20 protein-coding genes are annotated in these 22,066 nt (G+C 62.3%); 4 read left to right on the top strand and 16 right to left on the bottom strand.

Going from position 1 to position 22,066, the window contains the following annotated elements; all coding sequences use genetic code 11:
• Window positions 1-24 precede the first annotated feature (24 nt).
• The 5 genes from RLEG4DRAFT_RS19390 to pcsA are packed head-to-tail and all read right to left on the bottom strand — an operon-like array spanning window position 25 to window position 5,344.
• Window positions 25-945, bottom strand: coding sequence for an ABC transporter permease (locus RLEG4DRAFT_RS19390; RefSeq protein WP_003579204.1), 921 nt, complete (start codon window positions 943-945; stop codon window positions 25-27).
• Window positions 942-2,027, bottom strand: coding sequence for an ABC transporter permease (locus RLEG4DRAFT_RS19385; RefSeq protein WP_003579202.1), 1,086 nt, complete (start codon window positions 2,025-2,027; stop codon window positions 942-944). Before RLEG4DRAFT_RS19385 ends, RLEG4DRAFT_RS19390 begins: the two co-directional genes overlap by 4 nt.
• A complete protein-coding gene (locus RLEG4DRAFT_RS19380; RefSeq protein WP_003579200.1) occupies window positions 2,017-3,585 on the bottom strand; it encodes an ABC transporter ATP-binding protein in 1,569 nt (522 codons plus the stop codon). Before RLEG4DRAFT_RS19380 ends, RLEG4DRAFT_RS19385 begins: the two co-directional genes overlap by 11 nt.
• 39 nt (window positions 3,586-3,624) lie before the next feature.
• Window positions 3,625-4,605, bottom strand: a complete 981-nt coding sequence (locus RLEG4DRAFT_RS19375) for a quinone oxidoreductase family protein (protein ID WP_003579198.1) — start codon at window positions 4,603-4,605, stop codon at window positions 3,625-3,627.
• Between the two features lies 1 nt (window position 4,606).
• Complete coding sequence (pcsA, locus tag RLEG4DRAFT_RS19370) at window positions 4,607-5,344, bottom strand: phosphatidylcholine synthase (RefSeq protein WP_003573202.1); 738 nt, start codon at window positions 5,342-5,344, stop codon at window positions 4,607-4,609.
• A gap of 350 nt (window positions 5,345-5,694) precedes the next feature.
• Between pcsA and RLEG4DRAFT_RS19365 the strand changes: the two genes are divergently transcribed.
• Window positions 5,695-6,507, top strand: a complete 813-nt coding sequence (locus RLEG4DRAFT_RS19365; RefSeq protein ID WP_003579196.1) for a ferredoxin--NADP reductase — start codon at window positions 5,695-5,697, stop codon at window positions 6,505-6,507.
• A 48-nt stretch (window positions 6,508-6,555) separates the two neighbouring features.
• On the opposite strand, the gene RLEG4DRAFT_RS19360 is transcribed toward RLEG4DRAFT_RS19365, so the two are convergent.
• The 6 genes from RLEG4DRAFT_RS19360 to RLEG4DRAFT_RS19335 all read right to left on the bottom strand — a co-directional run bounded on the left by RLEG4DRAFT_RS19360 (window position 6,556) and on the right by RLEG4DRAFT_RS19335 (window position 11,432).
• Window positions 6,556-7,170 carry a GntR family transcriptional regulator gene (locus RLEG4DRAFT_RS19360; protein ID WP_003579194.1) on the bottom strand — a complete coding sequence of 205 codons (615 nt, stop codon included), beginning with the start codon at window positions 7,168-7,170 and terminating at the stop codon, window positions 6,556-6,558.
• 296 nt (window positions 7,171-7,466) lie between these two features.
• Window positions 7,467-8,669 (bottom strand): ABC transporter permease, encoded by a 1,203-nt coding sequence (locus RLEG4DRAFT_RS19355; RefSeq protein ID WP_003579193.1) that lies wholly within the window; start codon window positions 8,667-8,669, stop codon window positions 7,467-7,469.
• Window positions 8,659-9,375 (bottom strand): ABC transporter ATP-binding protein, encoded by a 717-nt coding sequence (locus RLEG4DRAFT_RS19350; RefSeq protein WP_003579191.1) that lies wholly within the window; start codon window positions 9,373-9,375, stop codon window positions 8,659-8,661. The genes RLEG4DRAFT_RS19355 and RLEG4DRAFT_RS19350 overlap by 11 nt, the downstream gene beginning before the upstream one ends.
• Before the next feature lie 12 nt (window positions 9,376-9,387).
• On the bottom strand, window positions 9,388-10,680 hold the full coding sequence (locus RLEG4DRAFT_RS19345; RefSeq protein WP_003579190.1) for an efflux RND transporter periplasmic adaptor subunit: 1,293 nt from the start codon (window positions 10,678-10,680) through the stop codon (window positions 9,388-9,390).
• 159 nt (window positions 10,681-10,839) lie between these two features.
• Entirely contained in the window at window positions 10,840-11,214 is a 375-nt protein-coding gene (locus RLEG4DRAFT_RS19340; protein WP_003579188.1) for a GFA family protein, read from the bottom strand.
• A gap of 8 nt (window positions 11,215-11,222) precedes the next feature.
• Window positions 11,223-11,432, bottom strand: coding sequence for a hypothetical protein (locus tag RLEG4DRAFT_RS19335; RefSeq protein ID WP_003579186.1), 210 nt, complete (start codon window positions 11,430-11,432; stop codon window positions 11,223-11,225).
• 377 nt (window positions 11,433-11,809) lie between these two features.
• Here RLEG4DRAFT_RS19335 and RLEG4DRAFT_RS58690 point away from each other — a divergent pair, with 377 nt between their 5' ends.
• A complete protein-coding gene (locus RLEG4DRAFT_RS58690; RefSeq protein ID WP_037094681.1) occupies window positions 11,810-11,992 on the top strand; it encodes a hypothetical protein in 183 nt (60 codons plus the stop codon).
• Window positions 11,993-12,550: 558 nt separating this feature from the next.
• Here RLEG4DRAFT_RS58690 and RLEG4DRAFT_RS19320 read toward each other — a convergent pair.
• From RLEG4DRAFT_RS19320 to RLEG4DRAFT_RS19300, 5 genes are all read right to left on the bottom strand, one after another.
• Window positions 12,551-13,630 (bottom strand): ABC transporter ATP-binding protein, encoded by a 1,080-nt coding sequence (locus RLEG4DRAFT_RS19320; RefSeq protein ID WP_003579183.1) that lies wholly within the window; start codon window positions 13,628-13,630, stop codon window positions 12,551-12,553.
• 31 nt (window positions 13,631-13,661) lie between these two features.
• On the bottom strand, window positions 13,662-14,711 hold the full coding sequence (locus RLEG4DRAFT_RS19315) for a carbohydrate ABC transporter permease (RefSeq protein WP_003579181.1): 1,050 nt from the start codon (window positions 14,709-14,711) through the stop codon (window positions 13,662-13,664).
• Window positions 14,708-15,745 (bottom strand): carbohydrate ABC transporter permease, encoded by a 1,038-nt coding sequence (locus RLEG4DRAFT_RS19310; RefSeq protein WP_003579180.1) that lies wholly within the window; start codon window positions 15,743-15,745, stop codon window positions 14,708-14,710. The genes RLEG4DRAFT_RS19315 and RLEG4DRAFT_RS19310 overlap by 4 nt, the downstream gene beginning before the upstream one ends.
• A gap of 11 nt (window positions 15,746-15,756) precedes the next feature.
• Window positions 15,757-17,016: an ABC transporter substrate-binding protein gene (locus RLEG4DRAFT_RS19305; RefSeq protein WP_003579178.1), complete on the bottom strand. Its 1,260-nt coding sequence runs from the start codon at window positions 17,014-17,016 to the stop codon at window positions 15,757-15,759.
• A 66-nt stretch (window positions 17,017-17,082) separates the two neighbouring features.
• Complete coding sequence (locus tag RLEG4DRAFT_RS19300; protein WP_003579176.1) at window positions 17,083-19,605, bottom strand: hypothetical protein; 2,523 nt, start codon at window positions 19,603-19,605, stop codon at window positions 17,083-17,085.
• A 186-nt stretch (window positions 19,606-19,791) separates the two neighbouring features.
• Between RLEG4DRAFT_RS19300 and RLEG4DRAFT_RS19295 the strand changes: the two genes are divergently transcribed.
• Both RLEG4DRAFT_RS19295 and RLEG4DRAFT_RS19290 read left to right on the top strand, forming a co-directional pair.
• The gene (locus tag RLEG4DRAFT_RS19295; RefSeq protein ID WP_003579173.1) at window positions 19,792-20,844 is read left to right on the top strand and encodes a LacI family DNA-binding transcriptional regulator; all 1,053 of its coding nucleotides are present in this window, start codon (window positions 19,792-19,794) and stop codon (window positions 20,842-20,844) included.
• 260 nt (window positions 20,845-21,104) lie between these two features.
• A partial coding sequence (locus RLEG4DRAFT_RS19290; RefSeq protein ID WP_003579171.1) for an IS110 family transposase occupies window positions 21,105-22,066 on the top strand: 962 nt, incomplete at its 3' end.

The following is a 22,066-nucleotide window of genomic DNA, read 5'->3' as shown; positions in this document are numbered from 1 at the left end:
GAAACCCGTCTTTGTGTTGTTGCCTTATCGCTCCGGCACGAAGGCCTTTCCGAGCGAGGCGGGCGTATTGATCAACGTCGTGCGCCGATTATGAGAAATGATGATCAGAACCACAATAGTCGCGGCATAGGGCAGCATCGAGAGGAACTGCGAGGGAATGCCGAGACCGAAGGCCTGTGCGTGCAGCTGCAGGATGGTGACCGCGCCGAACAGATAACCGCCGGCAAAGACCCGCCACGGCCGCCAGGAGGCAAAAACCACAAGCGCCAGCGTGATCCAGCCGCGGCCGGCCGACATGTTCTCGGCCCACTGCGGGGTGTAGACGAGCGACAACTGCGCGCCGGCAAGACCGGCGCAGGCGCCGCCGAACATCACCGCCAGGTATCGCGTGCGGATAACATGGATGCCGAGCGCATGGGCCGAGCCGTGATTGTCGCCGATCGCTCTCAGCTTCAGCCCGGTGCGGCTGCGGAACAGGAACCAGCTGACGCCGATCACCAGCGCGATCGACAGATAGAAGATCAGATCCTGCCTGAAGAGCACATGGCCGATGACCGGAATATCCGACAACACGGGAATGACGATCTCTCCCAGCCGGATGCCGGGCATGCTGACATAGGCCTCGCCGAGCATGCCTGAGACACCGAGGCCGAGAAGGGTGAGCGCCAGTCCCGTCGCCACCTGGTTCGCCACCAGCGTCAGCGTCAGGAAGGCAAACAGCAGCGAGAACAGCGCCCCGGCCACGATGCCGCAGACGATGCCGACATAGGGTGAGCCCGACATCTGGGCGCCGGCAAAAGCGGCAACCGCGCCCATGATCATCATGCCCTCGACACCGAGGTTGAGAACGCCGGAGCGCTCGGTCACCAGTTCGCCGAGGGCGGCAATGACGAGCGGCGTCGAGGCGGTGATGACAGTCAGCAGAATGGCTTCGAAGATGCTCATGCCGCTCCACCCCTTAGCCGCGACCAGACGATGCGGATTTTGTAATAGATCAGCGTATCGCAGGAGAGCACGAAGAAGAGCAGTAGGCCCTGGAAGACGCGGGTGACCTTGTCGGAGACGCCGAGCGACAGCTGGGCCGCCTCGCCGCCGAGATAGGTGAGCGCCAACACCAGGCCCGAGGCGATGATCCCGAGCGGGTTGAGGCGGCCGAGGAAGGCGACGATGATGGCGGTAAAACCGTAGCCCGGCGAGATCGCCGGCTGCAGATGACCGATCGAGCCTGACACCTCACTGATGCCGGCAAGGCCGGCAAGGGCGCCCGAAAAGAGGAAGCTGAACCAGATCATCTTCCGGGAGGAGAAACCGGCAAAGCGCCCTGCCCGCTCGGATTGGCCGAGCACGACGATCTCGAAGCCTTTCAGCGTATAACGCAGCATGAACCAGACGCCGATGGCCGCGACAATGGCGAAGATGAAGGCCCAATGGGCCCGGCCCGATTCTTCCCAGATCGCCGGCAGCACCGCTTCCGGCGCGAAATCGCGCGAGACCGGAAAGTTGAAGCCCTTCGGATCGCGCCAGGCGCCGCGGATCAGCCAGTCGAGAAAGAGCTGGGCGATATAGACCAGCATCAGCGATGTCAGAATCTCATTGGTGTTGAAATGCGCCTTCAACAGTGCCGGAATGGCGGCGAAAAGCGCGCCGCCGAGCGCGCCGAGGACGAGCATCAGCGGCAGCACCAGCGGCGAATGCCAGTCGTAGAAAACGATCGGCAGATAGGAGCCGGTGATGGCGCCGATGGTGAACTGGCCTTCGGCGCCGATATTCCAGTTGTTCGAGCGATAACAGACGGCGAGGCCGACGGCGATCAGGATCAACGGTGCGGCCTTGATCGCCAGTTCGTGCAGAGACCAGACCTCGAGCAGCGGCTCGACGAAGAAGGCGTCCAGCGCTTCGACCGGATCCTTGCCGAGCATGGCGAACATGATGGCGCCGAAGGCCAGCGTCAGAACAAGGGCCAGCAGCGGCGAGACGAAGGCGAAGAGCTTCGAGACGTCGGGGCGCTTTTCCAGTTCAATGCGCATGGGCTGCCTCCGCACCAGGGCTGCTCTGATGCAGGCCGCCCATCAGCAGGCCGATCTTTTCGCGCGTCAGCTCGCCCGCCGGGTACGGACTGGAAAGGCGGCCTTCGCAGATGACGGCAATATCGGTCGCCACTTCGAAGATCTCGTCGAGATCCTGGCTGATGACGACAACGGCCGAACCGCTTCTGGCGAGATCGACGAGCGCCTGGCGGATGCGGCTGGCGGCGCCTGCATCGACGCCCCAGGTCGGCTGATTGACGACGAGGACGGCCGGCTGGCGGTCGAGCTCGCGGCCGACGATGAATTTCTGCAGATTGCCACCGGAGAGCGAGCCTGCGGCCGGATCATCGCCGCTCTTGCGGACATCCATCGCCTCAGAGATACGGCGCGCGGCTGACTTTACCGCGCCGTGCCTGATGATGCCGAGCAGACCGAGAAAGGCCTTGCGATCCGACTGGCTGCGGGCCAGCACCAGATTGTCCGACAGCTTCATGGCGGAGACGGCGGCATGGCCGTGACGCTCCTCCGGCACGAAGCCGGCGCCGAGCAGGCGGCGGGCGGTAATGCCCTGGTCGCCGACCGGTTTCTTGCGGATGACGATCGCTCCGGCCGAAGCAACCGGATATTCACCGGAGAGCGCATCGAAGAGTTCGCTCTGGCCATTGCCGGCAACACCGGCAATGGCCAGGATCTCACCTGCGCGCACCGTCATCGAGACATCGCGCAGCGGCATGGCAAAAGGTGTGCGGGCAGCAACCGACAGGTTGGCGACGGCAAGCTGCACCTCGCCCTTGTCGCTACGCTCCGGATGGGTAACGGCCGCCACCTCGCTGCCGACCATCATGCGGGCAAGCGAAGCGGGCGTTTCCCGCTTGGGATCGCAGGCGCCGGTCACGCGACCATGGCGCAGCACCGTGGCGCGATCGCAGATGCGCTGCACCTCTTCCAGTCGGTGGCTGATATAGAGAACCGAGCGGCCTTCGGCGCGCAGCTTGAACAGCGTCTCGAACAGCCTGTCGGCCTCCTGCGGCGTCAGCACCGAGGTCGGCTCGTCGAGAATGATGAGCTTCGGGTTCTGCAGTAGCGCCCGGACGATCTCGATGCGCTGGCGCTCGCCGACCGAGAGATCGGCGACGTGGGCATGCGGGTCGAGCGGCAGGCCGTAGGCTTGCGACAGCGCCCTCGCCTCCGCGGCGATCCGGTCGATCGGAATGGCGTCATCGAGCGACAGCGCGATGTTTTCGGCAACCGTCAGCGCCTCGAACAGCGAAAAATGCTGGAAGACCATGCCGATGCCGTGCTTGCGGGCTTCCCCCGGCGAGGCGATTACAACCGGCTTGCCCTGCCAGAGGATATGTCCGGCCGTCGGCTCCACAACGCCGAACAGCATCTTCACCAGGGTGGATTTGCCTGCGCCATTTTCGCCGAGAAGCGCGTGAATTTCGCCCGGCGCTATATCGAGATCGATTTCATTGCAGGCGGCAAAGCCACCGAAAAACTTCGTCAGCTTCTGCACGGATAATAACGCACCGGGATCCGGCACATTCAATGGCGACACGTTCCCCTCATTTCTTCTGCCGACCGGTCCGTTCGGATCTCATGGAATCAGCAGCGTCGTTCCTGTTGTTTTTCTTGTTTCCAGATCCGCGTGAGCCCGCCCAACCTCACGTAACGGATAGGTTTGATTGATATTGATACGCACTTTGTTGCTTTGCACAACATCAAATAGCGCCTTGGCGCTGTCGATCAGCTCATGGCGCGCGGCGATATAGGTGAAGAGCGTCGGCCGCGTCGCATAGAGCGACCCCTTCTGCGCCAGCATGGCAAGGGTGAAATTCTCGATCGGCCCGGAAGATTGGCCGAAAGAGGCAAAGAGACCGCGCGGCTTAAGGCAATCGAGCGACTGTGGAAAAGTATCGCGGCCGATCGAATCATAGACGACATCGACGCCCTTGCCGGCCGTGATATCGCGGACCCGGCTGACGAAGTCTTCGCTCTTGTAATTGATCACATGGTCGTAGCCATGGGCGAGCGCCAGTTCGACCTTGTCCTCAGAGCCCGCAGTGCCGATGACGGTGGCGCCGAGCGCCTTTGCCCATTGGCCGGCGATCAGTCCCACACCGCCGGCAGCGGCATGAAACAGCAGGACGGTCTCAGGGCCGACCTTGAACGTGCGGTTCAAGAGATACTCGGCAGTCATGCCCTTCAGCATCATCGCCGCCGCCGTTTCGAGTTCGATGCCATCAGGCACATGCACAAGATGGCGCGTCTCGATATTGCGCTCAGCGCTATAGGCGCCGTCGGCGCTGGCATAGGCAACGCGATCGCCAAGCTTGAAATCCGTAACACCGGGGCCGAGCGCCGTCACGGTACCGGCGCCCTCCTTGCCGGTGACGAAGGGCAGATGCGGCACCTTGTAAGAGCCGTTGCGGAAATAGACATCGATGAAATTGAGGCCGACCGCCGCCTGGCGGATCTGCACCTCACCCGTCGAGGGCTTGGGGAGATCGACTTCGACATAGTCGAAAACCTCCGGCCCGCCCGTCCTCGAGAATGAAACCGCCTGCGTCTTCGTCATCTCAACCGTCCTTAGTTTCGCGTCCGAGAGCGGGGAAGAATTGCAGCACCGCACCGATGACGTAAAGATAGAGCCCAGTCACAATGAAGAGAATGAGCGCCCATTCGGGCGTGTCGAAATGCATCAGCAGCGAAAAAATGCCCAGCGCCGACCACAGGAAAAAGACACCGAGATTGAGCGGGCGCAGCCTTTTGACCCGGACCGGGTGCAGGAAATTGATCGGCAGGAAGGTCAGCACCACCGAGACGATGACGACGGCGAGCGCGGTCATGGCGCTGGCATCGATAACGAACAGCGTAAAGACGATCATGTTCCAGACGACGGGGAAGCCGGAGAAGAAATACTCGTCCGTCTTCATGCCCATATCGGCATAATAGATGGCGCTGGAAACGACGATCAACCCGGCGGCGACGAAGGACCAGGGCTCACCGATCATGCCGCTCTGATAGAGCGCGAAGGCCGGCAGCAGCACATAGGTGACGTAATCGATGATATTGTCGAGCGTATCGCCCGACCAGTTCGGCAGCACTTCCTTGACGCGCACCTTGCGGGCGATCGGCCCGTCTATGCCGTCGACGAGAAGGGCAAGGCCCAGCCACCAGAACATGTCGATGAAGCGGTGCTCGGCGGCGGCAACGACGCCGAGAAAGGCAAGGAACGAGCCGGAGGCCGTCAGGATATGGACTGAGAAGGCGCGCATCTCCGCGTAAGGAACGCGCTTATAGTTGAAAATCTTCATATTCCCCCGAACCGCCCTATCGCGCTCGCCCCGGCAAGCGTCTTTATTCGCCACATATCGCCGAACCCCCTATTGCTGAATCGGGTCCCGCGTCGTAGGTCCTTGTTGTCGCACCGTTTTTGCCGAAAACCGGCATGCAGTTCCGGCGCGCCGCTCTAATATGCATCCTTTGCCTGGCTTCGCCAGCGGGAAATAAGACATTCCCCGCCCGCCATTGAATCCTGACAATGGCATGCATATTTCCCTTCTGAAGCGTCGCGTGGAATGGAATGCCTTTAATTCGGGCCCGATTTGTAATATCTCGCTCGCATCCGACAGTTCATCCGACGAATACGGGACCTGCTACCGAAATGAACGCGCCTGCAAAGACCGAAGACTTCGCCACGTCCATCCCCGCCGGCGTCTATGCCGAGACGGTGCTCGATGTGACGCATTATACCGACCGGCTCTTCCGCTTCACGATGACCCGGCCGCAGGGCTTCCGTTTCCGTTCCGGCGAATTCGCGATGATCGGCCTGATGGTCGAGGGCAAGCCGGTTTTCCGCGCCTATTCGATCGCCAGCCCCGCCTGGGCCGAAGAGCTCGAATTCTTCTCGATCAAGGTGCCGGATGGCCCGCTGACCTCGCATCTGCAGGCGATCAAGCCGGGCGACCAGGTGCTGATGCGCAAGAAGCCGACGGGCACGCTGGTGCTCGACGCGCTGACGCCCGGCCGTCGTCTTTACATGTTCTCGACGGGAACGGGCATTGCGCCTTTCGCCAGCCTGATCCGCGATCCCGAGACCTATGAGAAGTTCGAGGAAGTCATCCTCACCCATACGACACGCGATGTCGCCGAGCTGAAATACGGCTTCGACCTCGTGCACGAGATCCAGAATGACGAACTGCTGAAGGAAGTGGTCGGCGACAAGCTGCGCCATTACCCCACGGTCACCCGCGAAGACTTCGAATATCGCGGCCGCATCACCGACCTGATCTCCTCAGGCAAGCTGTTTACCGATCTGGGCGTGCCGCCGCTCGACCCGGCAATCGACCGCGGCATGATCTGCGGTTCCTCGGCCATGCTGAAGGACACCAAGGAACTGCTGGAAAAGGCCGGCCTCGATGAAGGCGCCAACAGCAAGCCTGCCGAGTTCGTCATCGAGCGCGCTTTCGTCGGCTGAGTTTTTCGACAAGCATATCTGACGGCGGCTCCGGAAGCGGGGCCGCTTTTATTTGCGGGCGAGATAGTCGATCAACGCCGCCATGGCGGCGCGCGCCTCATCCGCCCTGCCCAGCTGGATAGCGCGGATCACGGCAACATGCAGCGCGATGGCGCGATCCGTGCGCTCCGGGCTTGCGGTGGAGTACCAGAGGCGGCGTGCATGCGTCTGCACCGGACCGAGTGCCGCCATGAGGAAGCCGTTCGGACAGGCATCTTCGAGGATTTCGTCGAAAGCCTTGTCGGCGGCGAAGAAGCCGGCAAGATCGCCGGTGACGGCGCATTCGTCCATTGCGTCGGCGCAACCGCTAAGGCGCCGGCGCTGTTCGTCCGTCGCATGTTCGGCAACAAGGCTTGCTGCGATCGGCTCCAGCTCGCGGCGCACCTGCATGACACTGCCATGATCCTCAGGCGCGATCTCGGCCACCTGCAGCCCGACACGCGGCTTCACCAAGATCAGCCGTTGCCAGGCGAGTTTCTGGATCGCTTCGCGCACCGGGGTGCGCCCATGGCCCGCCATATCGATCAGCTGCTTTTCGGTAACGAGCGCCCCGGGTTTCAGCGCCAACGTGACGATCAGGTGCTCGAGCGCCAGATAGGCAAGATGGCTCTGGGAAGTCTGCATGCTGAAATCCAAGCTGATATATCACATTGTGGCACGCTCGAAAACCGAACGCAAGTCGATGCTGATATATCCGAAAGGAAACAGATAGATAACATAAGCAATATTTTGAAAGCAACGATACGAGCGCCTGAGCGAGGCTCATGCTTACGCCCGCCCCGCCCTCCGTCTTGCTCGGCCTTGAGCCGAGCATCTACGGGTATCAACCATATATCGAAGCAGGGATCCTCGGCTCAGGGCCGAGGATGCCGGAGAGTTGGGTAATGATGGTGCCCTCCCCGATAGGGTTCAGTCATGCGTCACTCGTGCCGCAGCGCCTCGATCGGGTTCAGCTGGGCTGCCCGTCTCGCTGGGAAATAGCCGAAGATCATGCCAATGGCGGCGGAGAAGAGGAAGGCGACGGCGATCATCATCGGGCTGAAGACGAAGGGGACTTTCAGCAGCGTTACGGCACCGAAGCCGAGGCTGAGACCGAGGACGATGCCGGTGATGCCGCCGAAGAGCGATAGCGCCACCGCCTCGACCAGGAACTGGGTCAGCACCTGGTTTTCGAGCGCGCCGATCGCCAGCCGGATGCCGATTTCGCGGGTGCGCTCGGTGACGGAGACCAGCATGATGTTCATGATGCCGATGCCGCCGACGAGCAGGCTGATGGCGGCGACAGCGCCGAGCAGACCGGTCAGCAGGGTCGTCGTGCCGGTCATCGCCTCGGCGATCTGCGTCATGTCGTTGACGTTGAAATCGTCCTGACGGCCGGGCAGGATCTTGCGGCGCTCGCGCAGCAGATTTTCGACATCGGACTGGATCTTGGCGGTGGACACGCCGTCGCGGGCGGAAATGATGATCTGCGGCACGTTGCTGTTGCCGCTGATGCGGCGCTGGAACACCTTGACCGGCATGATGACGACATCGTCCTGGTCGGTGCCCATGCCGGACTGGCCGCGCTTGGCCAGCACGCCGATGACCGGGCACGAGACCTTGCCGACGCGGATCTGCTGGCCGGTCGGGTCGGCGGCGCCGAAAAGCTGCGAGCGCACCGTCTCGCCGATGATGCAGCGGGACTGGCCGCGCTCCTCGGCGGGGGTGAAAGTGCGGCCGAGCGCCAGGTTCCAGTCCTGGGCGACGAAATAGTCGTTGGTGGTGCCGGAGACGCTGGTCGAATGGTTCTGGCCGCCCGATATGACGGTCGCCGTGGACTGGTTGAGCGGCGCCACCGCCCGCAAGCCGCCGATCTGGTCGCGGATGGCGGCGACATCCTTGACGCTGAAGCGTTTGGCCTCGGAGCTCGCCCGGCCGGGGCCGAACTGGCCGGGGCGGACGAACAGCATGTTGGTGCCGAGCCGCGACAGTTCGGTCGAGACCTGGGCGGTCGTGCCATTGCCGATCGTCACCAGCGCAATGACGGCGGCAACGCCGATGACGACGCCGAGCACGGTCAGGAAGGAGCGCAGCATGTTGCGGCTGATGGCGCGCAATGCCAGCTTCAGCGTCTCAAAGAACATGATCCGCCCTCCTCCGATGCTCGACCTCGGTCTCCAGCTTGCCGTCGACGAAACGCAGCAGCCGCTGCGCATAGGCGGCAATATCGGGCTCGTGGGTGACCATGACGATGGTGATGCCCTGCTCGCGGTTCAGCCGGGTCATCAGATCCATGATCTCGACGCTGGTCCTGGTATCGAGATTGCCTGTGGGCTCATCGGCCAAGAGCAGCGCCGGCTCGGTGACGATGGCGCGGGCAATGGCGACGCGCTGCTGCTGGCCGCCCGATAGTTCCTGCGTCTTGTGATGTTCGCGGCCGGAGAGGCCGACCAGCGCCAGGGCTTCGCGGGCCCGTTCGCGCCGCTCACGCACGGCCATGCCGCGATAGATCAGCGGCAGCTCGACATTTTCGACCGCCGAAGTGCGCGATAGAAGGTTGAAGCCTTGGAACACAAAGCCGAGCATATGGCGACGCAACAGCGTCAGCTGGCCGCGGTCGAAGCCGCTGGTGGGGATGCCTTCGAAGACGTAATCGCCACCGCTCGGCACGTCGAGGCAGCCGAGGATGTTCATCGCCGTCGACTTGCCGGAGCCGGATGGGCCCATGATGGCGACGAATTCATGGGCGTTGATCGCAAGGTCGACATGGTCGAGCGCGCGGATGGCCGCCTCGCCCTCGCCGTAAATTTTCGAGACCTGCCTGAATTCGATGAGCGGCGGGCTTGCCATCCGTCTCTCCGCCTAGTTCGCACGCGTCGTGGCGTCGGTCACCAAAGCGTCGTTTTCCCTCAGGTCGCCGGAGACGACCTGGGTGAACTGGCCGTCGGACGAGCCGACCTGGATGACGACGGGCGTGGGACGACCGTCGCGCAGCACCCAGACGCGCCGCTCAGCGCCCGTCAACGCCTGACCCGAATTGCCGCGGCGCTGGCGCGGCGGGCCGAAGATCCCGAAAATGCCGCGGCCGCGCCGTTCGGCCTGCGCCGGCGCATAGCGCAACGCGCTGTTCGGCACCATCAGCGTATCCTTGACGGCCTCGACGGTGACGTCGGCCGTCGCCGTCATGCCGGGGCGCAGCAGAAGATCGGCATTGTCGACGGAGAGGACAGCCTTATAGGTCACGACATTGTTGACCACTTCGGAGGCGAAGCGGATCTGTTCGATCTCGGCGGGAAAAGTCCGGTCGGGATAGGCGTCGACCGAAAACTTCGCCTTCTGGCCGACGGCGATCTGGCCGACATCGGCCTCGTCGACATCGACCTGCAGCTCCATCTTCTTCAGATCGCCGGCGATGGTGAAAAGAATCGGCGCGGACAGCGAGGCTGCGACCGTGGCACCCGGATTGACGGCGCGGGTGAGGATCACGCCGTCGATCGGCGAGATGATCTTGGCCTTGGCGAGATTGACCTCGGCAAGCTGCAGGTCGGCCTCCGAGGCTAGGACCTCGGCTTCGTTGATCTGTTTGGCGGCGACGGCGGAATCATATTTGTAGGTGGCGTCGTCGAGGCTCTGCTGGGTGGAGACGTTGCTCCTGACCAGGCTCTTCAGCCGCTCGAGCGAGGTGCTTGCCGACTGCAGGTCGGCATTGGCCTTGGCGACATTTGCCTTGGCCGAATTCAGCTTGGCACGCGAACTCTTTACATCCGCCTCGAGCTTGTTGGTATCGAGGAGCGCCAGCACGTCACCCGCTTTGATCGTGCTGTTGTAATCGACATTGACGTCACGGACCGTGCCGGAAAGCTCGCTCGATATATCGACCTGTTCAGTCGGCTGCACCGAGCCGGTGGCGGTGACAAGTACCGTCAGAGCGCCGCGTTTAACCGGCTGGGTGGCATAACTCACTTCGCTTTGGCCGCGGCCCATATAGGCGTAAGCAGCACCTGCCGCAGCAGCAACGAGGATCAACAGGATAAGCAGCCGTCCACGCCAGCGGCTGCGCTTGCCCTGCCGTCCCGATGCGGCAAGGACCGCTGCGAGGTCGGACGCGCCGCTTGTCTGTGGCCCGGTCTTGTTGCCGGTTCCGGTGTCGTTCATGTCATCCTCGATCAGTCATTGGCCGTCTCGGCTCTGCAACGAAATAAGCACAACGCAGATGAACCGGGCATTAGCGTTGCCGCGGAAGTGGCACGGAATTGCGGATGGGGGAAATGAAATATTGGTAAGAAAAGTCAAGTTTTGGCGCGGAAGCGCTCGTCAGTCGGCGTCCTCGGCATATTGCCCCGCACTCGGCAGCGGATGCAGCCAGGGTTCGCGCCGCCTGATCCAGACCTCATGATCCGGCAGAAGGTCCGTCGGTGGGCTGTCGAGCGAGCCGAGGCGGATTTCCGCCTCATCTTCCCTGAGGCAGAAAAGCCTGCTGCCGCAGGTCGGGCAGAAGCTGCGGCCGGAGAAGGTGGCGATCTCACCGCTCATGGAAAAGGCCGGGCGCGGCCAGACCGCGAAGAAGACGAAGGCGGAGCCGCTGGATTTGCGGCAGTCGGCGCAGTGGCAGAGGCCGACGCGCAGCGGCTCGCCCTCCAAGCGATAGGCAACCGCCCCGCAAAGGCAGCTTCCGGTGCGGATCTTCATCGCGGCCGTCAGGCCTCGAGACTCGTAGGCAGTCCCGGTGGACGCCGCTTTGCCGCCATCAACAGATCGAGTTCGGTGGCGGAAGGGCCGAACTTCTCGTAGAGGCGCTTGGCCTCTTTCTCGTCCAACCGATATTTCCTGGCAAATTCGCCGATGCTGTAGGGGCGGCCCCGCAACACTCTTCGCGCCGGGGTCGCCGTATTCGGTGCGTCGGTCATGAGTTTCTCCTTTCTTTCCATGCCTTTTAAGCTAGAGCGATAGCTTGAATTGAAAAGAGTAGACGAGCCTCACCGGCCCTTCCGGCATGGCTGGAGCGGGTTCATTTCCGGAACCTTCTTGCCGCCGGCCGCATTGATAAATCGAGGTTGCGGGCCGCGCCAAGCGGACGCGGCGGCGCCGGAGAACATCGGGATTTTTCCGCTTTCTCCCGATGGCCGACGAAATGGCAGGCGAGCGTCCTACCCGCCCGGTCCGCTTCCTCGTCTCTCTCCTGCAGACGAAATCACGAAATATTAAAATCGGGAACAACATGCGCCAGAGTGAGGTTCTATCTTTCGGGGTCGACGTGGCCTCGTTCAAACCCAAGGAGAACCGTATGGCAAACCAAGGTGGATCCCATGAACAGCACGTCAAGACCGATCAGCAAAGTCACAAGAACGACTCCACTGAACGCAGCGCCTCATCAGGCGTTCGCGACGCGCAGTCCAGCGGAACCCGCGGCGGCAGCCATGAACAGCATGTAAAGGCTGGTCAACAAAGCCACAAAAACAGCCACTAAGGCTGTCCCGATGTGAAAATTCGGCCCGCGCCCCCATTCCGGCGCGGGCTTTTTCGTGACCCTTGAAGATGGCTCGGCATTTCGATAGCATCATAGAATATAACGAGACCACCAAGAATATGAATAAACTCAACCTTGGAATGCCTCAGAGAGGCCTGTTCTTTCAATCATACTTCGTGGGCATGACTTTGGCCCATATCCCTTTGTTCTTTGGCGACATCGCACTGATAACATTCGTTTTTAAATTTATTTTTTCAATACCGGTCATTATCGCAATATATCTCTTATATTCTCTTAAATACAGCCAAGTACATTCACGTCCTTTTTTCTAGTCATTTCTAACATTTGTTTTTTCTTTATGCTTGGTCATATTGATTTACTTTTTATTATTGCTCGACGGTGGCCAGAATGATTTTCGTCTTTTGTTTATTTTTTTGATCCTTGCCGTAGCGTCGTCGCTCATTGCCTGCGGATATTTCGCCCTCAGACTTTGGCTGCAGATAAGATTTTCTCGCGGACGGCGGGGCGAAGCGCCTTCGTGGATTGGACGCTGAGGCATCAAGACAGACGCCGGCCGTCTTCGCCAAAGAGATGCAGCACGGCCGGGTCGAGATGCAGCGGCAGGCTGTCGCCCGATTTCATGCGTTGCTGGCCGGCAAAGACCGCGATCAGCTTCTTTCCACCCGCGTCGGCATGCACCACCGTCTCGGAGCCCAGTTCCTCGACGAGAGTGATGCGGGTATCCAGCCTGGTGGCCGCACTCGCATCGGCAAGGGTGATGTGTTGCGGGCGGATGCCGATGCTGACCCTTTCGCCGATCGGACGCGCTTCGCTGGCAATCACGGAAAGGCGATGGCCGCCGACGGTTTCGACTTGCATGAAACCGCCGTCGTGACCGACGATCGCGCCTTCCAGGAAATTCATGTGCGGCGCGCCGATGAAGCCGGCGACGAAGCGGTTTGCCGGCTTGTTGTAGAGTTCCAGGGGCGTTCCCACCTGCTCGACCCGGCCGCCTCTCAGCACCACGATGCGGTCGGCGAGCGTCATCGCTTCGACCTGGTCATGGGTGACATAGATCATCGTCGCCTTCAGGCGGGCGTGAAGGGCAGCTAATTCGGCGCGCATGCTGACCCTAAGCTCGGCGTCGAGATTGGACAGCGGCTCATCGAGCAGGAAGGCATCCGGCCGGCGGACGATGGCGCGGCCGATTGCGACGCGCTGGCGCTGGCCGCCGGAAAGCTGGCCGGGGCGGCGCTCGAGGAAAGGCTCGATCTCCAGCATGCGGGCGGCGTCAGCGATGCGCGCTTCGATCTCGGCCTTCGCCACCTTGGTATTCTCAAGACCGAAGGCCAGGTTTTCCCGCACGCTCATATGCGGATAGAGCGCATAGGACTGGAAGACCATGGCAAGACCGCGGTCGGCGGCGCCAATCTCGGTGACGTCAGTGCCGTCGATGGCGATGCTTCCGCCAGTCGGCTTGTCGAGGCCGGCGATCAGCCGCAGCAGCGTCGATTTCCCGCAGCCGGACGGGCCGACGAAAGCGACGAACTCGCCGTCATTGACAGCAAGCGAGACATCGCGGATGACCTCGACGGCGCCGAAATTCTTGACGATGTTCCTGAGCTCGAGCCCGCTCATGCACTCTCCTGTTTTATAATTGTCGGCCGGCCTATTTCAGCCCCGAGCCGGCGATGCCCGTGGTGATGAAGCGCTGCAGGAAGACGAAGATCAAGACGACGGGGATCATCGAGACGACGGTCATGGCGAGAATGTAATGCCATTGCACATTGAGTTCGCCGGCATAGACGTTGAGGCCGACCTGCAGCGTGTAAAGCTCTTTGCGCGACAGCACGATCAGCGGCCAGAGGAAGTCGTTCCAGCGCCAGACGACCGAGAAGATCGCCAGCACCGCCAAGGCCGGCGCTGACAGCGGCAGGATGATGCGCCAGTAGATCTGCCATTCGCTGGCCTTGTCCATGCGCGCGGCGTCGATCAGCTCGTCGGGAATGGTCAGCATATATTGCCGGAGCAGGAAGACCCCGGTCGGGGTGGCGACCGTCGGCAGGATGACGCCCCAGAGGCTGTCGAAGAGGTTGAGCGTGCCGATGACGGAATAGAGCGGTACGACGATCACCGAAAGCGGCACCATCAGCGTCGCCAGGATTATCAACATCACCGCGGTGCGGCCGGGGAATTGGTATTTCGACAGCGCAAAGGCCGCCATGGAATTGACCAGCAGGGTGATGGCCGTGGCGACCACCGTCACGAAAACCGAGTTGCGCAGGAACAGCAGGAAATCGAAGCGCTGGAACGGTTCGGTGTAATTGCCGCCGGCGAATTCGACCTGGCGCACCGGCGTGCGGTCCTTGATGTTGACCTTGACGATTTCATCAGGCTGCTTCGGATCGACCATCTGGCCCATGATGCCGATGCGGCGGACTTCGGCGAGCTGACGGCTGCTGCCATCCGGCATGGTGACGTTATAGAGCGGCAGCGGCTTGTCATAGCCCGGCACCACGGCCTGTTCGGTAACATAGGGCAGGAAGGACGGCGGGAATTCGGCCAGAGCCGCCGGCGTCTTGAACGAGGAGAAGACCAGCCAGACGGCCGGGCCGAACATCAGGAAGACGCCTGATATCAGCCAGATCCAGGTGACGACGTCGGTCCAGTGCCAGCCGCGGCCGCGGCGTCGCAGCAGAAAGGTGCTGACGGCGCTCATTGGCGTGTCCCCTTCTTCTCGTTGCGGCTGCTGACGCCGAGCTGGACCAGCGTCAGGATGACGAGCACGATGCCCATCAGGATCGAGGCGGCCGAGGCCAGCCCCGGATTGCGCAGTGAACTCGCAAAACCGGTCTCATAAATAAACTGGGTGATGTACATGGTGCTGGTGCCCGGCCCGCCGCCGGTGAGCACGAAGACCTCGTCGAAGATCTGCACGGCGCGGATCAACGCCAGCACCAGGACGACGATGAGGTTCGGCATCAGCAGCGGCAGGGTGATGCGGCGGAAGATGCGGGTCGGGCTCGCCTTGTCCATCGCCGCGGCCTCGTAGAGATCCCTCGGGATTGCCTGCAGGCCGGCAAGCAGGATCAGCGCATAAAAGCCCATATGCGCCCAGACCGAGACGAAGACGGCGAAGAAGAAGGCCCAGAAACGATCGCTGAGCCAGGAGAAGGGTTCGAAGCCGAAGGGGCTCAGCGCATAGTTCAACAAGCCTTGGCGCTGCAGGATCCACTTCCAGATCAGGCCGACGACGACAGGCGAGAGCAGCACCGGGAAGAAGAAGACGGCGCGCCAGAAGCCGCGATTGGAAAGCTCGCGGTTGAGAATCAAAGCCGTTGCCAGTGCGGCAACCAGCATCGCCGAGACCTGGAATACGACGAAGACGGCGGTGTTGCGCACGGCCGCCCAGAAGGTGTCGACAGCACAGGTCGAGGGGTCGAGATAAGAGCCGCAATCAAACAGGATGCGGTATTGGTCGGCGCCGACATAGGTCCTGTTCGGCAGGAAGATGGCGCTGCCGCTCGTCGTCGAATAGATGAAGTTGATGACCAGCGGCAGAAGCACGAAGACGGAGAAGATCAGCATGTTGGGCGCCAGGAAGACGCCCGCCATGCCGTTCAGCCCGGTCAGCTTCTGCCAGGCGCGCATGGGAATGTCGACGATCCCCATGGCGAGCCGGACAGGCGCAATCAGCGCCTGCCGCAGGCCGGCCTTCGCCGGCGGTTCGGAAGAAACCGTCTTTTCCGCCATCCGTTCGTCCGTCAGTTGCCGCCAACCTTGGCCTTGATGTCATCGTCGATGCGGGCATAGGCATCGTCGAGCTTCATTTCGCCTGCGATCACCTGGCTGATGCGGGCGACGATGGCGCTGTAATAGGCGTCCGACCACTTCCAGCCCGGCAGCTTCATGGCGGGTGCCGCGGTCTGGCCGGCCGATTCGACGAAGGCCTTCAACGCCGCCTTCACATGCGGATTGTCGGTCTTGAAGTCCATCTGGCCGGCAGCCACAGCCTTGTGTGCCGGAATGAACAGGCTGCGCTCGGCGAACTCCTTCTGCACATCGGCGCTTGCCAGATAGTCCATCACCTTGGCGACGTCCTTGGGGTTCTTGGTGTATTTGACGGCGACGAGACCCGCGCCGCCCTGCATGCCGGTGCAGGCGACCGTGCCGCAAGGGCTTCCGGCCATCACCCAGTCGAAACTATCGCCGATCTTCTGGGCAAAGCCCGATATCTGCCAGCTGCCCGAATAATAATAAGCCAGGCCGCCATTGATGAAGTCGTCGGCCGCAGCGCGATAGGTGGTGCCGGCAGCACTCACCCAGACATCCTTGTTGATGGTTCCGTCCTCGTTCCACTTGACGAAGCGGCTGAGGAACTCCTTGGAACCCTGGTCGATCGGCGCCGGCTTGCCATCGGCGGCGATATAATTGGCGCCGTAGGAAATGTTCGGGCCGGAGACGCGGTGGCCGGAGCGGTCGATCGCCATGGCGAAGACCTTCTGGCTGTCGGCGACCTTTTTGGCGGCGGCCGCCCAATCGTCCCAAGTGGCCTTCGGGCCGGGAATTTCGACGCCTGCCTGCTCGAACAGCGTCTTGTTGACGAAGCCGCCGGTCAGGGTCAGCTGCGTCATGAAGCCGGTGATGGCGTTCGAGCCGTCGGGACGCATCCAGTCGGCCTGGGCACCGAAATTGTCGTCCCAGTATTTCGCGTCCGCCAGCAGCGGGCGAAGATCGAGCCAGTGCTGCGCCTGCGCCTTCAGATTGGTGACGCGGGCAATGTCAGGCCCCTTCCCGGCTTCGAGCTGCACCGGCAGCTGCTCCTTGACGACGTCATAGGAGACTTCATCGAGGATGACGTTGACATCGGGATTGGCCTTCGAGAAGCGCGCCAGCAGATCCTTGATGACAGCACCTTCGCCGCCGTCGGAATACCACATGATGCGCACGTCGCCGGCATGGGCGGCAACAGAACTCAAGAGAACCGCAGCAAAAGCCGCGGCGATCGATTTCATTCTGGTCATTTTCTCCTCCTCTTGACCGATGAATTCCTGCGACCGGCCGGGTCCTCCACCTGCCGGACATGTCGTCTACGAGGCTGCGCGCCGAGGCTGCCTGCCCGATATCTCCAGATGTACCGCTTCTCCCCGAACCGACCAGTCCGAAGGTCTGAGAATACGGCGTTCGGCGCGCACTGTGCCGTCTTTTTCGAAGATAACCTGGCCATAATCCGGATCGGCAACGATCAATGCGTCTTCGTCGTCTTGGTGGGCTGCGAGCGTGGCGAAACGCATTCGCATATCGTCGATGCCGCCTTCGCGCCCGAGATCGGAGAGACGGACGATCCAGCGGCTCTTACGGCCGGCCAGGCGCAGCTCCATATCCGTCGTCGGACCTTCCTGCACCGGCACCAGTGGCTCGCTGCCGATCAGCAGCGCCAGGCCGTTGCCGGAACGGGCAAGCGCCAGATTGCCGTCAACCGCCGTTTCGTCGAAGGCCTCGACCGGGAACCAGGCATGGGTGAAATCCGGCTGGCCCTCGTGGATCGCGAAATCGAGGATGGCGAGATCGCGATACTGGTGCACGCGCGGCAGCGTTCCGCAGCCGCCCCAGAAGCTCGGCCGGCCGTAGCCGAACTGGATGGTCTCGCCGGGATGATTGATCCAGATCTGCGCTTCCGGCCGGCTGCCCAGGCGCAGATGCAGCACCGTCTCCTGATAACCCCAGGCGCCGGGGCGGTAATGGGCGATGGTGCCGAGCGCGGTGTCGCGCGTCTTGTAGTGATAAAGCGCGGCAAACCGGTGCTCGCCCTGGGAAAAGGTCCATTCCTGCGCGTTGTCCGCGTCATGGGCGGCGATCGCCGCAAGCCCCTCGGGAAAACGCAGGCCGTGATCGCGGATGCAGACGGCCAGCTGCGGCAGGGCATGGACGCGCCGGCCGTACCAGCCGCGGCCCCAGAGCAGCCGGGCGATGGCCGACAGTTCGACCGACCGGCCGGGGCGCAGCGTATGTTCGTAGGAGCGGCCCTGGCTGCCGGTCAGCATGCCGTGATGGGCGGAGCGGGCGACGATCTCCATCAGCCGGACGATGCTGGCGCTTGCGCGGGCGCGGATCGTTTCATCCGGCGCACAGGCGGCAAGCGCCGTCAGGCCCTTGAGATCGATCGGGAAATAGGGAACGGAATTCCACTCGGCCATTTCCCAGCGCTCGAAATGATCGAGCCAGGCGCGGACGCGCTCTTCGCCAACCTTCATCTGCTCGGCGCCGGTGCGGCCGGACCGGATGAAGCGGGCATCGGGGAAAAGCTGGCCGCCGAGATAGGCGGCGGTATGAAAGAGAAGCGCGTGGTTTTCCGAAAAATACCACTGAACGTCGTTGCCCGGCTCGTCCATCCAGTAGCGGTAGTTGAGCACGGCGTGCTCGATCCGCTGCCGCAGGCCTTCCGACAGCAGATCGCTCCAGCGCGTATAGGCAAACAGCAGCGGCACCAGCACGAAATCGGCGCAATCGTGACAGTCCTCGATAACAGGCAGCATCGCCGAGATCATCGCCTCGGTCTCTTCGCCGCCCTGCCCCAGCGCCAGTCGCGCGAAAGCGCAGACGGTGTCCGGCTCGGAATGGGCGGCGACTTCGGTCAGCGCCTCGGTGACGCGGTCCGCCAATGCGGCGGGCGCCTGCCCCTGGCGTTCGGGATGACAGATCTCGACGCCGAGCGTGCGGCCGAGCGAAAGTTCGCCTGTTTTGAAGGCGATGCGGAAATGGCGGAAATCGGCGGGCATATCAGCCGAGCTGCCAAGCTCCAGCCTGGTTGAGCCCTTCTCCAGCGCGAAATCATAATCGAAACGCTCGGTTGACATGAAGTCGCCTTCGATCTCGACATGGCAGGTGAGCGCCACCGGCAGCGGCGCGGGAAACAGGATCGTCACGTCCTCGCCGAGATAGGCGGTGCGGTCGAAACGCATGCCTTGGAGGATCGCCTCCAGCGTATCCGCGTCACCGGCGGCGATCGGAACCGGAACTGCCGTTTCGACCTCCGGCCCTTCGAGATAATCCAGCTGGAAATAGAAACGGGCGTCGCGCTCGGCGAGGTCGTCGAAATAGACGCGGATCTCGTTGAGGCCGGCGACAAGCTCGACCTCGAAGACCTGCTGGGCTTCCAGATTGCGCTCGTAAGGCGCCATAAAACCCTGTTCGGCGCCATTGACGAAGAGAATGGCGCCGCCGCAGGTCGACAGGTGAAGCATAGCCCGCCCCGCCGAGTTAGCATCGAGGAAGGACCGTGCCCAGCAGCCGATGCGGGTCGGGCGAAACCAGAAGCCGGAGAGATCGACACGCGGCGAGGCAAAGGGAAGCCACCAGCGGCTAGCCTCGAAATCGGCTGCCGGCCGCGGCCGACGGCCGGAGAAGGATTTTTTGAATTCAGTGCGGCAGGGATATTCGTGCGGAATGAAGTTCTTCGTCTTGGTGACGAAGAAAAACGGATCCATGCTGCCTTCCATCGGCCTGTCGGCGACGTCGTAGCGCTGCTGCGAGAGATCGCCGAGCTGCCAATAGACGATCGGGCTCTGTCTTACGGTCCCGCGGCGGAGATGGGATTGCTGCTCGGCGGCCATGCTTAACCCGCTCGAACCTTGAGACGCCGGGCAAAACACCGACGCGTGGACTGGCCGTCAAACCGCATCTTCAAAGCCTCCCTGCTCTGTCGCTTGTCGCGGACTCCTAAAGCCAATTGTGCATAGGCATGCCATTTGCGCAATCTGAAAGATTTTTGCATACTGGGGAAGAAGCGAGGAGATGTCATGGCGGAGCAGAAAAAAGGCAGGCGCACACGCCTCGACGACATCGCCGCGCGCTGCGGCGTCTCGATCAGCACGGTGTCGCGGGCGCTTGCCGGCGAAAAGGGCGTCAGGCCCGAGATTCGCAAGCTGGTGCTGGAAACGGCAAGTGCGGTCAGCTACGCGCTGCCGGCAAGTGTCGCCGGCAAGAAGGTCATGCTCGTTGCCTCCGGCGCGGCGATGATCGACTATGTCCGCAACCAGTTCACCCTTTACGTGCTCGAAGGACTGAATGCGCGCGCAGCCGCTCTCGGCATCGAGGTGGCGATGCGCCCTATCGCCGACAAGGGTGATGAAGCCCGCGTCGTCGCCGAGATGCGGGACGATCCGAGCTTCGGCGGCATGCTAATCCTGACGGTCGACGAGGAGGATATGCTGGCGGCGGCGGCCGGCCTCGGAAAACCCGTCGTGCTCGTCAACAGCGACGACCCCTATATGCGGCTGTCGAGTGTGACGCCTTGCAACCGCGCGGCCGCCTTCATCGCCGCCGAGCGGCTGATCCAGGCCGGGCATGAACGCATCCTGTTCATGCTGCGGCCAGGGCGGCGAACGATCGAGCGGCGTCTGGAGGGCTGGCGTGATGCCCTGCAGCATCACGGGCTGAAGGCCGATGCCGATCTGGTGCTCGAGGTCGACGACTGGCTGCCGGAACTCGGCGCCGAAGCCCTCACCCGCCTCGTCCGCGATAAGGGCCTCTCCTTCACCGCCGTGCTGACGGCAGGCGACAGTCTCGCCACCGGCGCCGTGCGCGGATTGCAGGCGATGGGTTATGCCGTGCCGCAGGACGTCTCCGTCATGGGCATCGACGACCTGCCGCAATCGGCCTTTCTCAACCCGCCGCTGTCGACGGTGCATATTCCGATGCGCGAACTCGGCGCTACCGCGCTTGACCTGCTGCGCGACATGATGCTCGGCCTTGCGGCACCACGACGGCGGGTCGAGCTTGCCTGTCATCTGGTGGAAAGAGGCAGTGTTGCGGCGGTCAGACGGGTCGAGGCAGCAAAGGGACATCACTGACGATGCCACGGTCACGGTTGCATTGTGATTCTAGCCTGTGCAATGTCATGCTGCATTCCCGAGCCTGTAGATCGGCGAGAGCAGCCCCTTGCATGTTCAATTCGCACTAATTGTTGGATGATTGGTGTGCGCTCCGGCGGATGGCCATCCGCCGGAGCGCGGACGGCCGGGACCGCAAGCCCCTTGGCTAGAACCGGGGATGAGATTGGTCCGGCCGTCCTCGCGTTTGTCCTGAACAGATGATGGGGAGCAAGTCCCGCATGCAAGGCAAGGTTTCGTTCCAAGAAGACGCGATGCCGGTAGTTTATGCCGGTGTGGACGTGAGTAAAGAGTGGCTTGATGTTCATCTGCATCCGCTGGGCGAAAGCCGGCGGTTCAGTAATGACAAGATGGGCATCCGGCAGCTGAAACGGCTGCTGGCCAAGCATCGGCCCAAAAGCATCGTGATGGAGGCAACCGGCAAGTTCCATCGCGCCGCCCATCGCTCGCTTTGGCTCGCTGGCTTTGCCGTGGCTGTGATCGATCCGCTGCGTGCGCGCATGTTTGCCCGCGCTTGCGGCTATCTCGCCAAGACCGACCGGCTCGACGCCCGTTTCCTGGCGCTCTTGGCCGAGAGCCTGCGCCCGCCGGCCGACGCGCCGCCAACTCCTCACATTGAGGCCTTGCAGGAGCTGGTCAATGCACGATCGGCAACCATAGGCGACATCACCGCCCTGCAAAATCGCAGCAAGACGACCACCACCGCCTTTCTGCGCGGAGAACTCAACCGCCTCACACGCCAGCTGGAACAGCATGTCGAACGTCTCAACAAAGAGATCGAGCGCCGTGTCCGCGAGGATCCGCAGCTCTGCCGCAAGGCTGAGATCCTCACCTCCATTCCCGGCGTCGGCCGCATCACGGCCCTGGCCTTGATGGCGGGAATGGACGAGTTGGGCAGTTGTTCGGGCAAGCAGGCGGCCATGCTGGCAGGGCTTGCTCCAATCGCTAACGACAGCGGCGCGCGAACCGGGCGTCGTTCCATTCGCGCCGGCAGGCCCGCACCCCGGCGTGCACTCTACATGGCCGCCTTGTCGGCTTGTCGCTACAATCCCGCTCTTGCTCGTTTCGCAGACACACTCAAAGCCACAGGAAAACCACCCAAGGTGATCCTAGTCGCCGTCATGCGCAAACTTCTCGTTCTCGCTAACTGCCTCTTAGCTCAGGACCGCCTCTGGACCCCAAA

It is taken from the genome of Rhizobium leguminosarum bv. trifolii WSM2297 (genome assembly GCF_000271845.1).
The sequence above is the reverse complement of the archived record's forward strand: the minus strand, read 5'-3'. Positions and strand labels throughout refer to the sequence as shown.

What these genes read in the sequence shown, in the direction of transcription:
- RLEG4DRAFT_RS19320 (WP_003579183.1), bottom strand. Translation starts at nt 13,630, where the DNA reads ATGAGCGGGCTCGAGCTCAGGAACATCGTCAAGAATTTCGGCGCCGTC.
- RLEG4DRAFT_RS19310 (WP_003579180.1), bottom strand. Translation starts at nt 15,745, where the DNA reads ATGGCGGAAAAGACGGTTTCTTCCGAACCGCCGGCGAAGGCCGGCCTG.
- RLEG4DRAFT_RS19365 (WP_003579196.1), top strand. Translation starts at nt 5,695, where the DNA reads ATGAACGCGCCTGCAAAGACCGAAGACTTCGCCACGTCCATCCCCGCC.
- RLEG4DRAFT_RS19315 (WP_003579181.1), bottom strand. Translation starts at nt 14,711, where the DNA reads ATGAGCGCCGTCAGCACCTTTCTGCTGCGACGCCGCGGCCGCGGCTGG.
- RLEG4DRAFT_RS19340 (WP_003579188.1), bottom strand. Translation starts at nt 11,214, where the DNA reads ATGAAGATCCGCACCGGAAGCTGCCTTTGCGGGGCGGTTGCCTATCGC.
- RLEG4DRAFT_RS19300 (WP_003579176.1), bottom strand. Translation starts at nt 19,605, where the DNA reads ATGGCCGCCGAGCAGCAATCCCATCTCCGCCGCGGGACCGTAAGACAG.
- RLEG4DRAFT_RS58690 (WP_037094681.1), top strand. Translation starts at nt 11,810, where the DNA reads ATGGCAAACCAAGGTGGATCCCATGAACAGCACGTCAAGACCGATCAG.
- RLEG4DRAFT_RS19360 (WP_003579194.1), bottom strand. Translation starts at nt 7,170, where the DNA reads ATGCAGACTTCCCAGAGCCATCTTGCCTATCTGGCGCTCGAGCACCTG.
- RLEG4DRAFT_RS19355 (WP_003579193.1), bottom strand. Translation starts at nt 8,669, where the DNA reads ATGTTCTTTGAGACGCTGAAGCTGGCATTGCGCGCCATCAGCCGCAAC.
- RLEG4DRAFT_RS19305 (WP_003579178.1), bottom strand. Translation starts at nt 17,016, where the DNA reads ATGACCAGAATGAAATCGATCGCCGCGGCTTTTGCTGCGGTTCTCTTG.
- RLEG4DRAFT_RS19375 (WP_003579198.1), bottom strand. Translation starts at nt 4,605, where the DNA reads ATGACGAAGACGCAGGCGGTTTCATTCTCGAGGACGGGCGGGCCGGAG.
- RLEG4DRAFT_RS19345 (WP_003579190.1), bottom strand. Translation starts at nt 10,680, where the DNA reads ATGAACGACACCGGAACCGGCAACAAGACCGGGCCACAGACAAGCGGC.
- RLEG4DRAFT_RS19385 (WP_003579202.1), bottom strand. Translation starts at nt 2,027, where the DNA reads ATGCGCATTGAACTGGAAAAGCGCCCCGACGTCTCGAAGCTCTTCGCC.
- RLEG4DRAFT_RS19390 (WP_003579204.1), bottom strand. Translation starts at nt 945, where the DNA reads ATGAGCATCTTCGAAGCCATTCTGCTGACTGTCATCACCGCCTCGACG.
- pcsA (WP_003573202.1), bottom strand. Translation starts at nt 5,344, where the DNA reads ATGAAGATTTTCAACTATAAGCGCGTTCCTTACGCGGAGATGCGCGCC.
- RLEG4DRAFT_RS19350 (WP_003579191.1), bottom strand. Translation starts at nt 9,375, where the DNA reads ATGGCAAGCCCGCCGCTCATCGAATTCAGGCAGGTCTCGAAAATTTAC.
- RLEG4DRAFT_RS19335 (WP_003579186.1), bottom strand. Translation starts at nt 11,432, where the DNA reads ATGACCGACGCACCGAATACGGCGACCCCGGCGCGAAGAGTGTTGCGG.
- RLEG4DRAFT_RS19295 (WP_003579173.1), top strand. Translation starts at nt 19,792, where the DNA reads ATGGCGGAGCAGAAAAAAGGCAGGCGCACACGCCTCGACGACATCGCC.